The organism is Colwellia sp. (genome assembly GCF_013215345.1).
Lineage (GTDB): Bacteria > Pseudomonadota > Gammaproteobacteria > Enterobacterales > Alteromonadaceae > Colwellia.
Genome location: NZ_JABSOV010000113.1, coordinates 1 through 12,137, shown reverse-complemented (window position 1 = coordinate 12,137; position 12,137 = coordinate 1). Strand labels below are relative to the sequence as shown.

The 12,137-nt window shown below is 38.2% G+C and carries 12 protein-coding genes; 2 read left to right on the top strand and 10 right to left on the bottom strand.

Going from position 1 to position 12,137, the window contains the following annotated elements:
- The coding region (locus HRT50_RS14775) for a 6-phosphogluconolactonase (RefSeq protein ID WP_291615806.1) at positions 1 to 435 on the top strand (435 nt) is incomplete at its 5' end.
- Positions 436 to 682: 247 nt separating this feature from the next.
- Here HRT50_RS14775 and panP read toward each other — a convergent pair.
- The 4 genes from panP to HRT50_RS14755 all read right to left on the bottom strand — a co-directional run bounded on the left by panP (position 683) and on the right by HRT50_RS14755 (position 4,986).
- On the bottom strand, positions 683 to 2,314 hold the full coding sequence (panP, locus tag HRT50_RS14770; RefSeq protein WP_291615804.1) for a pyridoxal-dependent aspartate 1-decarboxylase PanP: 1,632 nt from the start codon (positions 2,312 to 2,314) through the stop codon (positions 683 to 685).
- Between the two features lie 165 nt (positions 2,315 to 2,479).
- Positions 2,480 to 3,202 carry an SAM-dependent methyltransferase gene (locus tag HRT50_RS14765; protein WP_291615808.1) on the bottom strand — a complete coding sequence of 241 codons (723 nt, stop codon included), beginning with the start codon at positions 3,200 to 3,202 and terminating at the stop codon, positions 2,480 to 2,482.
- 38 nt (positions 3,203 to 3,240) lie between these two features.
- Positions 3,241 to 4,005 (bottom strand): ABC transporter permease, encoded by a 765-nt coding sequence (locus HRT50_RS14760; RefSeq protein WP_019026367.1) that lies wholly within the window; start codon positions 4,003 to 4,005, stop codon positions 3,241 to 3,243.
- On the bottom strand, positions 4,006 to 4,986 hold the full coding sequence (locus HRT50_RS14755; protein WP_291615801.1) for an ABC transporter ATP-binding protein: 981 nt from the start codon (positions 4,984 to 4,986) through the stop codon (positions 4,006 to 4,008). It lies immediately after the preceding gene.
- A gap of 254 nt (positions 4,987 to 5,240) precedes the next feature.
- On the opposite strand from HRT50_RS14755, the gene HRT50_RS14750 reads away from it, so the two are divergent.
- Complete coding sequence (locus HRT50_RS14750) at positions 5,241 to 7,661, top strand: S9 family peptidase (protein WP_291615799.1); 2,421 nt, start codon at positions 5,241 to 5,243, stop codon at positions 7,659 to 7,661.
- Positions 7,662 to 8,070: 409 nt separating this feature from the next.
- On the opposite strand, the gene HRT50_RS14745 is transcribed toward HRT50_RS14750, so the two are convergent.
- The 6 genes from HRT50_RS14745 to HRT50_RS14725 all read right to left on the bottom strand — a co-directional run bounded on the left by HRT50_RS14745 (position 8,071) and on the right by HRT50_RS14725 (position 11,562).
- Positions 8,071 to 8,220 (bottom strand): hypothetical protein, encoded by a 150-nt coding sequence (locus tag HRT50_RS14745; RefSeq protein WP_291615798.1) that lies wholly within the window; start codon positions 8,218 to 8,220, stop codon positions 8,071 to 8,073.
- Positions 8,221 to 8,484: 264 nt separating this feature from the next.
- A complete protein-coding gene (locus tag HRT50_RS18900; protein ID WP_367238883.1) occupies positions 8,485 to 8,640 on the bottom strand; it encodes a DUF6232 family protein in 156 nt (51 codons plus the stop codon).
- The gene (locus HRT50_RS14740; RefSeq protein WP_291615797.1) at positions 8,609 to 8,851 is read right to left on the bottom strand and encodes a hypothetical protein; all 243 of its coding nucleotides are present in this window, start codon (positions 8,849 to 8,851) and stop codon (positions 8,609 to 8,611) included. The genes HRT50_RS18900 and HRT50_RS14740 overlap by 32 nt, the downstream gene beginning before the upstream one ends.
- 19 nt (positions 8,852 to 8,870) lie before the next feature.
- Entirely contained in the window at positions 8,871 to 9,158 is a 288-nt protein-coding gene (locus HRT50_RS14735) for a hypothetical protein (protein WP_291615796.1), read from the bottom strand.
- Positions 9,159 to 9,221: 63 nt separating this feature from the next.
- Complete coding sequence (locus tag HRT50_RS14730) at positions 9,222 to 9,407, bottom strand: hypothetical protein (RefSeq protein ID WP_291615794.1); 186 nt, start codon at positions 9,405 to 9,407, stop codon at positions 9,222 to 9,224.
- A gap of 76 nt (positions 9,408 to 9,483) precedes the next feature.
- Complete coding sequence (locus tag HRT50_RS14725) at positions 9,484 to 11,562, bottom strand: winged helix-turn-helix domain-containing protein (protein ID WP_291615792.1); 2,079 nt, start codon at positions 11,560 to 11,562, stop codon at positions 9,484 to 9,486.
- Positions 11,563 to 12,137 lie beyond the last annotated feature (575 nt).

Below are 12,137 nucleotides of genomic sequence, written 5' to 3'. Positions count from 1 at the left end.
GGCGGTGTCGATTTACAAATACTAGGTATTGGCGCCAATGGTCATATTGGCTTTAATGAGCCAACTTCAAGCTTAGCTTCTCGTACCCGCATTAAAACACTCACTCAACAAACACTTGATGATAACAGTCGTTTATTTGCTGCTGATGAATTTCAGCCAACATTAGCCATGACTATGGGTATTGCTACTATTCTAGATGCTAGATATGTACTACTTATGGCTACAGGTAAGAACAAAGCTAAAGCAGTAAAAGATATGGTAACTGGTGCATTATCAGCCGTCTGTCCGGCATCGTCTTTACAGCTGCATGAAAACGCTATTGTCTTACTTGATAAAGAAGCAGCAAGCGAGTTGGCAGATCAAGAATATTATATTTGGGCTAACCAGCAAAACCTGAAGATAAACCAAGAGTTTGGTCTTTACCATAACTACTAAAACAATTTATATATTGCTGTAGTTATCAATGACAAAACAGGCGCAAGTTAATCAGTTGATGAACTTGCGCCTTTTTCGATTCTAATCATGGTAAGTAGTTATAGCAAAGCTGAAACAAAGGCCCTATGAGCAATGAACCATGGATTCCCGACTAAGTGATTACGGGAATGACAGTTGATTAACTTGCGCCTTTAAAAATTTATTTATTGGCAGTTTAGCTAGCGTTATTCAGTGCTAATAAACGGCTTTACTCAGCCATTTTCAGTAGCTCAGGTAAGAAATTCTCACTTTCCTGCGCTAGCTGACATTGCTGCTCTAAAATATCCTGTAAAATTTCTTTAGTCGTTAACGGATTGGCTAACACTACTCTAAAGACAATCACTTTTTCACCGCCGTAACGACTCACTTCAATACGCGTACGAGAGACAAAAGATCGACCGTCTTCACGTTGGCGCTTTTGAATAAACTTGGTTAATTTACCCAATAACAAGTTCAGCGATTTGTTAGCGTCATCATCATTGCGAGCTAACAAAGCTTGTACTGGCTTAGGTGCATAACGATAGGTTAATAGACAAAGCTCTGGGCGAGTAATTAATTCAAAATCATCATGTTGATTAATAAGCTCAGCAAAATATTCGGCTTTTTCAATGGCCTGATTAATTAGCATTTCATAACCTGGTCGGCTAATTATATGCAAACTTGCATACACTAACATCGCCATGCCCGGGCGAGAGCCTTCTAATGTGTGACTACCTAAATCTTTTGAACCTTTACGTAATATATATTCCGCGTGATGTTCAATGGCACTCACAGAGGCAGGATCTTTAAAAATAACTAAACCTGCGCCCATAGGCACATACATCTGTTTATGAGCGTCAATGGTCACTGAGTCAGCTTGTTCGATGCCTTTAAGCAAAGGACGGTACTTGTTCGATAACAATGTTGCTCCGCCCCAAGCGGCATCAACATGAAAATGACACTGAGTTTGCTGAGCAATTTCAGCCATTTTATCAAGAGGGTCAATATTACCGGTTTCAGTGGTGCCAGCAACACCGACAATGGCGAGCACTTTAATATTTTGCGCGCTAAGTTGTCGACATTTCTCCGCCAACTTTTGACAATCGATTTTATTATATTTATCGGTTGCTATAGCGATGACATTCTCTTGGCCTATACCGAGTATATCAGCAGATTTTTTCAATGAGTAATGACCACGTTCCGATACTAAAATCACTAAGTCTTGATAGCCATAATGTTTCATCGCCCGGTGTAAGCCTTCTCGGGCTACGCCTCTAAAGTCACCGTCGGCTTGTAACAGCTTATTTCGCGCTACCCATAAAGCGGTAATGTTGGCGACCGTGCCACCTGAGCAAAAAGAGCCCAGAGAATGCTGAGCACTATGCATCCAGCTTTTATAAAAATCATCATCCTGCTGATAGACCAAATTGTGCATCATACCTAAAACTTGGCGTTCAAGCGGAGTAAAAGCCTTTGAGGTTTCAACTTTAACTAAGTTCTGATTTAAACCCACCATCAACTTAGACAGCGGTAAAATAAAGGAAGGTAGTGCTGAGGTCATATGACCAATAAAGCTAGGGCTTGAGGTATGAACTGATTGCGCGACTAATTTATCGAGCAAATGATGCATATGATCAGAAACGAATTCAGGCTGCTCTGGAATATGAGGATTAACAAAATCTTGCTCAATATCCGTTAAGGCATTTTTACTGGCAACAATATGGTTGTTTAAAAAGCCAACCAAATTTTGTGACATTTCTTGCTCAAGACGTCCTAAAGTAGAATCAGGCGCTTCCGCAATGGTAAAAATTCGATGTAATGACTCTTGCGTTGCTTCAGCAATGCGCTTAGTTGCTCTCATAGTTTTTCACTTTACTTTACTATATTCACTTGCTTGGCCAATTCCTGTTCTGTCCACACGCAAGTTTTATAATTATTGGCTATTTGTAGCTCAGACGAAAAACGCACTTTAATAAAAAACACCGCAAAAGTCCCGTAATTTCGTCAACAATCCTGTCAATATTCATTATCTATGTAGCGTTAATTGCCAACATATCTGGCCACTAGCTTGGTATTTCGCTTCAAATGGCGTTAACGCCGCAGAAGAATCAGCAGCAGGTAAAGCATCTATTTCACCTTGCAAACCAACAAACTTAGCAGCTTGTTGAAACTCTGCTAAATAAATACGCCAATTACTGCGCAAAATCAGTTGCTGACCAATACTGGCCATTTGTGGGAAAACAGCACTACCATGCCAACGGCGCTGTAAGTGCTTAGACTTAGGCCAAGGATTAGGATATAAAATGTAGTGCTTTGATACCGGCCAGTCTGCGGCTTTCACCAAACGATAAAAGTCATTGAGATCGGCACGTACTAAATGATAATTTTGGGCGCTAAAGCCATCATCGGCAGCAAAACCTTCAACATTACGATTAATTCTATGATCGGACTTATCTACACCAATCACTAATGCTTGTGGATTTTGTTGGGCTAAAATACGGGTACTTTGCCCTACCCCACAGCAAGCATCCAAGATAATTTCACCATCAGGGTTAGCGGTTAGAAAAGCTTTAACAAAAGCATCCATTTCAGCGAAGGCTTGTTCTGTATGCTTTTGATAAGGTTTTTGAAAGGCATGAGTAAGGTGTTTTTTCACCACATCATCAAGCTTCTCATGAATGCCCTCTTGATTACTAATAATCGCCTTAGAGTCACCCATTGTTTGGCTGTCATCTGTATTAGCTGTCATTTTTTCAGTCTTCTTTTTGGTCATTTTTTCGGTCATAGTTAGCTTCTTAGTCCTATACCTTTAGAGATAAGTGTCATAGCGATAGTAAATAAAGTGACAATAAAGAAAATAATCACTGCAAAAGCCGTCACTAAGCTGACATCCGATATACCTAAAAAACCGTACCTAAAGGCATTAACCATATAAACTATTGGGTTTGCTTGTGAAACGCCCTGCCAAAAATCCGGTAATAAACTGATCGAATAAAACACCCCACCAAGGTAAGTTAACGGCGTTAAAATAAAGGTCGGAATAATGGAAATATCGTCAAAGCTACCGGCAAAAATAGCGTTAATTAAACCGCCTAAAGCAAAGGTTGCCGAAGTCAGTACCACAGTAGCGATAATCACCCAAATATTGTGCAGCTGAATATCAACAAATAACAATGACACTAGGGTAACAATTAAGCCAACTAAAATACCACGACACATACCGCCGCCAACATAGCCAGCAACAATAACCCAGTTAGGCACAGGCGCTACTAACATCTCTTCAACATTTCGCTGCCACTTGGCACTAAAAAACGACGAGGCTACGTTAGAGTATGAGTTAGTGATAACACTCATCATAATAAGGCCGGGTACAATAAACGACATATAATCAAAGCCGCCCATTTCACCGATACGCGAACCAATTAGTGAGCCAAAAATAACAAAGTATAAGCTAATAGTAATGGCTGGCGGTACTAAGGTTTGCACCCAAATACGCATAAAACGTTGAATTTCTTTGGTTAAAATACTTTTTAAAGCAATCGAATTGTTCATTTAGTTCGCTCCCACAGTAGCGCTCTGCGACTTGTTTTTTGTCGCGCTTGATTTTTTATTGATCAAACTAACAAATAAAGCTTCTAGGCGGTTACTTTTATTTCGCATACTCTGTACTTCAATGTTGGCGACATTCAATTGTGCAAATACCTGATTAAGGTTTTGCGACTTATTTAAGTCAATTTCCAAGGTGTGATCATCAATAACGCGATAAGTAATTTCTTGTGATTGCTCTACAAACTGCTCAAGTTCGGCCACAGTTGCCGCTACTTTAATATCGAAAACAAAGGTTTCAACATCCAGTTGCGCTAGTAACTTTTTCATACTGGTATCTTCGACAATTTCACCACCATCAATTATGGCAATATTGCGACAGAGCATTTCCGCTTCTTCTAAATAGTGCGTGGTAAGGATAATGGTAATACCCTGCTTATTAAGCTCACGTAAAAAACCCCACATAGAGCGGCGTAGTTCAATATCAACGCCAGCGGTTGGTTCATCTAGAATAAGCATCTGTGGCTCGTGCATTAACGCACGGGCAATCATCAAACGGCGCTTCATACCACCAGAAAGTGCCCGAGCGGGTTCATCACGCTTGTCCCATAACTCGAGTTGTTTTAGATATTTTTCAGCTCTTTCAATGGCCAGAGGCTTAGGTACGCCGTAATAACCAGCTTGATTCACTAAAATATGCATCAAGGGCTCAAACTGACTAAAATTAAATTCTTGTGGCACTAAGCCGATAAAGCTTTTCGCTTTTTCTAAATCGGTATCAATGTCATAGCCAAATACTTTTACTTGGCCAGCCGTTTTATTCACTAATGACGTTATCACACCAATAGTAGTAGATTTACCGGCACCATTAGGGCCAAGTAAGGCAAAAAAATCACCTTTTTCTACGGTTAAATCAATGCCTTTTAAAGCTTGAAAACCGCCTTTATAGGTTTTTGCTAATGCGCTAATTTCTAGTGCGTAGGTCATACTAGCTGCCAGTAAAAATATGGATGGATTATAAATATGGAGCCTAACAATTCTATTTCAATAGCGCGAATATTATATTTATCAGCTAAAGCTAATTTCAACGTTAATCCAACGTTAATTCAACGTTAATTAAAAGATAAGTATTTCATCAATAAAGAATGGTGACTCATCGCCTTTCACTTGAACATGAATTGTATACAATTTATAGTGCTTGCTTGAAATTACAGCCCGTATTGCCAAGCTTAAGGAAAACTATGCTACAAACACACTTAACCTCTTCATTCTCTAAGTTATCGACAAAAATTCTGCTTACTGCGGCTATTGCTTTGTCACTTTCAGCTTGTCAAAGCACAGGTACAGAAGATGAACAATCAATCGCTAAACAAACAGGCTCTGCGCTTACCCTTAAAAGCATTTATCAAGATAAAGCTTTTAAATCAGAAGAAATTGGCCAAATTCGCTGGCTAAAAGACGGCAGTGGCTATCTTGCTATAGAAGACTCAAAAGAAAGCGAAGCTAGCGATATAGAAATAAAGAGCGAGCACGAACAAAAAGACCAAGTTGACCATGAAGAGAGTATAAGTAAGGACATAGTGCGATATGACTCTAAAACATTAACTCGCACTGTACTCGTAACCGCTAAGCAGTTAACACCCCAAGGTGCAGAAGCATCACTGACTATAGACGATTACCTTTTCTCAAAAGATAACAGCAAATTATTAATTTATACCAATAGCGAAAAAGTTTGGCGTTCAAACAGTCGTGGCGACTATTGGTTATTTGATTTCAGTAATAACAAACTTAGCCAACTGGGCGGAAAAAATGTAGCTAAGAGCCAACTGATGTTTGCCAAGTTCTCACCTGATAACAAACAAGTCGCTTATGTGCTGAACAATAATATTTATGTGCAAAGCCTTAACGACATGAGCATCACTCAACTAACCAACAGTGCTGGCAACGGCATTATCAATGGTTTATTTGATTGGGTTTACGAAGAAGAGTTTATGATCCGTGACGGCTTTCGCTGGAGCCCAGACAGTAAAAAAATCGCTTACTGGCAACTAGACACCAGTGGTAGCAAAGATTTCATCATGATCAATAATACTGATGCCTTATACCCAACATTAATCAAATTCCCTTACCCGAAAGTAGGCGAAGACAATGCCTTAGCAAAAGTAGGCATAGTCAATTTAGCCAGTAAAAAAACAACCTGGACAAAACTACCAAACAACTCGCGTAATATGTACATCCCACGCATGAATTGGTCAGGTAATAGCAACGAAATATTAGTTCAACATGTTAATCGCAAACAAGATACCAACCACTTATACCTAGCCAACGTCACTAGCGGTAAAGTTAAGTTAGTAATGACCGAGCAAGAAGAAAACTTCTTAGACTTTTTTGACGATGCTAGATGGTTAGACCAGGGTAATAGCTTTATTTGGACCAGTGAACGTAGCGGCTGGCGTCACCTTTACCGTATTTCACGTGACGGCAAAACAGTAACCAACTTAACTGAAGGTGAGTTTGATATTACCAGTATAAAAGCCGTTGATGAAAAATCAGGCTGGTTATACTTTATTGCTTCACCAACAAACGTTTCGCAACGTTATTTATACCGCAGTAAATTAGACGGCAGCTTATCTAACCAACGTGTTACGCCAACTGAGTATGCTGGTTTTAACCAATATCAAATGGCAGAAAACGGCAGCTGGGCAATTCATAGCTATTCAAGCTTTACCAAACCAACCAGCAAATATTTAGTTAGCATGTCTGCTGATGACAACGTTTCATCAGCAGAGCAAAATTTTCATGAGAAAAACGTGCATGAGAAAAAACACAGCTTAATGACCAACGACAAGTTAAAAGCTAAGTTAGCACAGCTAGATATTGCGCAAACAGAGTTCTTCCAAGTTAAGGCACAAGACGGCCTAGTACTTGACGGTTACATCACCCGCCCGGCAAACTTTGATGCTAGCAAAAAATACCCAATCATATTTTATGTTTACGGTGAAGCGTGGGGACAAACAGTACAAGACAAATGGCGCGGTAATGCTTTTATCTGGGACCAAATGTTAACGCAGCAAGGTTTCATAGTAGCATCTGTTGATAACCGCGGTACCCGTGCACCTAAAGGGCAAAAATGGCGTAAGTCAATTTATGGCGGTGTCGGTATTTTATCTTCACGTGATCAAAGTGATGCGTTAAAAGCCATGGCAAAACGTTGGTCTTACATAGACACAGACCGAGTTGGCATTTGGGGACATTCAGGTGGCGGCTCTATGACTTTAAATATGTTATTTAGATACCCGGAGCAATATCATGTCGGCATTTCATCAGCGCCAGTAGTTGATCAATTACTTTACGATACGATTTACCAAGAGCGTTACTCAGGCTTGTTAGAAGATCATGCTGAAGGTTATAAGCAAGGCTCACCGATTACTCATGCGGAAAACTTGCAAGGTAAGTTATTGCTAGTACATGGCACTGGTGATGACAACGTGCATTACCAAGGCAGTGAGCGTTTAATCAATAAATTGGTTGAGTATAACAAGCAGTTTGAGTTTATGTCTTACCCTAACCGTAGCCATAGTTTACGAGAAGGCAAAGGCACTACGCTGCATTATAAAACGATGAAAACTGAGTTCTTTAAAGAGAATTTGTTAGAGAAGTAACTTTGCTAGCTGAGAGCTAAGGATCTGTGAGTGAAAAGCTGAGGCAGTAACGTTTAATTCAAGAATAAAGGGCAACTAGTTTGAAGCTAGTTGCCCTTTATTTACTTATAAGAAGCTAATATACAATCTAAATACCCACTTGAAAATGCAGTTTGAACACTTTTATACCTTACTGTACCTGCTTGACTATCAGATAGAGCTTCAAAGGCGATATTTATAGATGGGGCTTTCGATAGTACTAATATATGACCTTGTTCGTATGCACACCCAGCGCATTTATGACGCCCATTAAATTGACTTTGATCATAAGGAATTGATTCAAAGTCAGTGCTATACCTGTGCTGTTGCGGACAAGACATTATTAATTCCTATTAAATTGTATTTGCGTAAGATTACTTTTTATAAAAACCTAATCCTTACAACCACTCTTATCACAAGTGACTTTTTGCTGTGAATCGATCCAATGATTATTATTCCTTGTGGTATCAATGCCACAGCCGGTAATGCCACCTTTTTTTTCTTGGTGTACTACGTCTGTAGGGATATGTTTAACAGCCATGCTTATCTCCTTTCTCGGTTTTAATAAATTGATTTAATACGGCTTATGCTAGTAATTTTGATAACTTATTTTCCAACTAAAACGCATAAAACATTTGAGCACTAACACCCTCAAGTTCTTCGATTGATATTGGAGAAAATAAGAATTCAAACCTATTTTTTGACTTAGTTAACTGATCTAGAACATAGTTATGTGCACAATTAGGCTCTAGGTTATAAAAGTGCCAATATGCTGCATCAACTACTAAGCGTGCTAGTGTTAGCTTTATCCTCTACTCACTATTGCTTCATTTATCGCTGAAAAAACCTGTTCAATCTGTGTTCTATCTTCACTAGTTAATGCTTGGTTTTCTCCCGATGAAGTACTTAGAACAACCGAATATTTATTCCTAGCTCCTATTAAAGCTAAAGTAGCGAACATCATAATAACTAGTCCCCCATAGAAAAGGTTTCGCTGAAAATAAAACGAAAACACCAATTAAGCCAATTAAAATACCTGTGCCTTTCTTGGCTTGTTTTACTCCTGCATTTACCGAAGTAACGCTATCTATTGCATAGGTTTGCCCATCGACAATAAATCGGCTGTTGGAGACAGAAATATTACCAGCGTCGAAAAATATTTTCTCTTCCATGACCGCTCCTCATTTAAATTCATAACACCATTAGTGAGATATAACTAAACGAACTTGGCTCTGAAGGGCTAACATTGACCACGGCATCATAAGTAGTAACCCCTGAATATCTTGCTGCAGCGGCTACGTCTTGTTTCACTTCAGCGATGATTCTGTCTTCTTTTACCGTTGCTCTATAATTGGTGAACCAAGTTGTCGATACATTGGCAAGTTTCATCCAACCACTACCTCTTATGTGGGCATAGAACTTTTCTCGTTCTGTAGTAGTGGTCTTTTTATCTAGGTCTAGCGATAACATTGCATACATTATTTTTACTCCCTTGCCCACGGAGGCGAGAATAATTGAAAGGGAAAGTTATGGTTCGCTTTGTTATTTGTTCGACAAGTTATCGTCAAGTTTTTCACAAGATGGGAAAGGCATACAAAGTATGATGATTATTAGATCTTTATTATCAGCACCAGTAGTGCCTTTAAAGTCATTTAATTGAGCAGTGTTTTGAGCTGAAGCGCTGCTAATTAATAGCGCAAGGGATAATAAACAGATAATTTTTTTCATAGCTTCCATCTTTAACTTATGATTTTAGATGGATTTAAGTTACTGCAAATTAGCGAAAAAAAATAACTGCCGTTTACTACTTTTTACTGCCTTCGGCTGTTATTTGAGCGATATATGAATCATTTAGTATTTTTTCACTAAAATATATATTTGGGGATGCAACGTTAAAGCCTACCATGTTTACATTGCTCATGTACTTTTCTGGTTTAGTCCTAGCCTTAAGGTTTATTGAGTAAAGTACCCTTTGATCTACAAAGTAGGCGACATTATTTTCTACTAACCACTGCCTGCCACTACCAAAATAATAATCAGCTAAAAGAGGTGTGGCTTGAATATTGTCCTGTAAGTTTTTTAATAAAAATACGCCAAACTTTTCTTCTTGGGCAACATAATATTTATCATTTTTACAATCCGATTTAATACTCGTTACACCTTTTAATAGAATATCCACAGTTCCTGTTGACGGTATAATTTCAGCTAAAGACCAAACATCATTTACTTTAGTAGTCGCAAGGATAGTCTCGTTATTGCAATGCCATATAGGACTTCTAAAATGTGTTTCATTGGTGGTGATTTTTTGAAAAACATTCTCACTTAAATCAAGCACATTTACTGTTGAATTTGTTAAATAAACTAATGAAGTATTATCCCCAGACAAATTAAGTTCTTTGATTAATAGCTGTTTTTTATAATCCGTCAGCTGCTTTAAGCTGCCGTTATCATAAAGCCAAATTTGCTGTAGCCCAGAACGATTGGAAACAAAGGTATATTGTTCTGGTGCAACACTTATTGGTGTAATTGAATGATCATTGAAATGGCTTTCTTGAAGTTGTACTGTTTTATAAGTACCCAATCTACGTTTATATAAATCACTTATATAAAACTCACCAAAACCCACCAAAAAACTACCATTTTCAATTACTTGTATTGTTTGCGAGCTTTGGCTCAATTGGGTTATTTTAGTTTTCACTTTGCTGTCTAAGTTGAATTGAACGATATAAGCATCTTGATCTATATAAAAGAAAGATTTGCCATGTTTTGCCCAATCAACATTATATAAAAGGTGCTTATAACTAAATGCCAAAACTTGTTCTTTGGTCTGCAAATCCATCGTATACACACGACCAATAGCGGAAGCGTCAAACGTTAATATCGCTAAGGTTTTACCATCAGGACTCAAGCTTAAACTATAGTCACCGTAAGCATCCTCAGTTGGGCTTGTTAACTGCTGTTCTTTGCCGGTATTTAAATTGATTCTCTTAATATACATCGCTTTATTTGGCGCTGTTTTATAAGAGAAATACAACCACTCATTATTTTTGTCTACGGCCAGTGGGCTTTCACTTTTTTCTTTACCGCATGACGTAATAACTTCAGGTTTACTAAACATCATTTCTTCGATTAGCTGAACTTTTTTAACTAAACATTCTTCATTTCCGAATGCCTGATAATATAATGTCGAACCGTTGGCACTCCAACTAGCAGAGCTTGAAAAGGATGCGTCATCAACAGATAAAAACTTATTATTTGACAATAACTTTACTTTCACCTGATATTGTAAAGTTTTATTTTTAGCATGAGTAAAAGCCAGGTATTTACCATTAGGAGATAGGCTTGGTTTTAGCTCCTGCCCTTTAATATAGGTAATTGGCTTTGTGTTAAATTCTCTAACTGTGTCAGGCGGATTAGCGCTAAAAGCAAAGTATTGCATTGTTATAAATACTACGGCTATAACAGCAAATACCGCTGCATATACAGATTTAGTTATGCCGCCTTTTTTTACTGTTTTATCCACTAGCTCTTGAGGTGCTACTGTTTGAGTGTATGTAGGTTCATTAACTTCTATTACTTCACAAACTAAACGATAGCCCTCACTTCTTTCATTAATAAGGTTTTCACCTGCTCGCCAACCCAAACTTGTTCTCAGCTTGGTTAATGCGGCCTGTACCGTTTTATCTTCTACCTGACGATTTTTCCATATGCGGCTATGCAGGATTTCAGAGGTTACTAGCTGCCCTTTATACTCAATAAACAAAGCTAAGATGTTGGCTCGTTGCGGTCTCAACTTTACAATTGAGCCATCCGGCTTGGCAATTGTTTTAGTTGCTGGGCAGAAAATCAAATTGGCTAGGTGATACTTAATCGAATTATTCATTGACTGACCGATTCATATATATTGCTCAGCATACTAGCCAAACAGGTTTAAAATAAAATATGCAGCTTAAATTTGATAATTTTAATGCTCTATATTAATAATAAAATAATACCTTGGGCAATTGATTGTATATAAATACCCGTAACTCTACTAGTGAAGATGATAGGTTCTGATATGGTTTTCTGACTAATATGGTAAAGCTATAACTGGAGCCGTTTTCGACGGTGAAAACTCAATATAGAAACAAGTTTCAGGGAATGATTAGATATAAAAAAGGCTATAGCCTCTTATTACTCTGAAGCGGGATTTTATCGAATATAATAGTCGGATAGAGTAGTTGCATTGAATAGCTTGGGATTGCGTCCCGCTATCAGCATATAAGCCAATAGTAATTAAGATGTCTTGAGAGAATAAGCTCTTATAGACTCAAACCTAGACTTAGAAGGCTTTTTCTTCAAAATTTAAGTGACATAACAGCTTAATAAATTTCTCAGCCTCAGCTAAGCTGCCAAAACGACCTATAACATCTTCATTAGCGTCTTCCACCTCATAAGAAGTTCTTATGACGTTACCGC

What these genes read in the sequence shown, in the direction of transcription:
- HRT50_RS18900 (WP_367238883.1), bottom strand. Translation starts at nt 8,640, where the DNA reads ATGTTCGCTACTTTAGCTTTAATAGGAGCTAGGAATAAATATTCGGTT.
- HRT50_RS14745 (WP_291615798.1), bottom strand. Translation starts at nt 8,220, where the DNA reads ATGGCTGTTAAACATATCCCTACAGACGTAGTACACCAAGAAAAAAAA.
- HRT50_RS14765 (WP_291615808.1), bottom strand. Translation starts at nt 3,202, where the DNA reads ATGACAGCTAATACAGATGACAGCCAAACAATGGGTGACTCTAAGGCG.
- HRT50_RS14750 (WP_291615799.1), top strand. Translation starts at nt 5,241, where the DNA reads ATGCTACAAACACACTTAACCTCTTCATTCTCTAAGTTATCGACAAAA.
- HRT50_RS14755 (WP_291615801.1), bottom strand. Translation starts at nt 4,986, where the DNA reads ATGACCTACGCACTAGAAATTAGCGCATTAGCAAAAACCTATAAAGGC.
- HRT50_RS14760 (WP_019026367.1), bottom strand. Translation starts at nt 4,005, where the DNA reads ATGAACAATTCGATTGCTTTAAAAAGTATTTTAACCAAAGAAATTCAA.
- panP (WP_291615804.1), bottom strand. Translation starts at nt 2,314, where the DNA reads ATGAGAGCAACTAAGCGCATTGCTGAAGCAACGCAAGAGTCATTACAT.
- HRT50_RS14725 (WP_291615792.1), bottom strand. Translation starts at nt 11,562, where the DNA reads ATGAATAATTCGATTAAGTATCACCTAGCCAATTTGATTTTCTGCCCA.
- HRT50_RS14740 (WP_291615797.1), bottom strand. Translation starts at nt 8,851, where the DNA reads ATGGAAGAGAAAATATTTTTCGACGCTGGTAATATTTCTGTCTCCAAC.
- HRT50_RS14735 (WP_291615796.1), bottom strand. Translation starts at nt 9,158, where the DNA reads ATGTATGCAATGTTATCGCTAGACCTAGATAAAAAGACCACTACTACA.
- HRT50_RS14730 (WP_291615794.1), bottom strand. Translation starts at nt 9,407, where the DNA reads ATGAAAAAAATTATCTGTTTATTATCCCTTGCGCTATTAATTAGCAGC.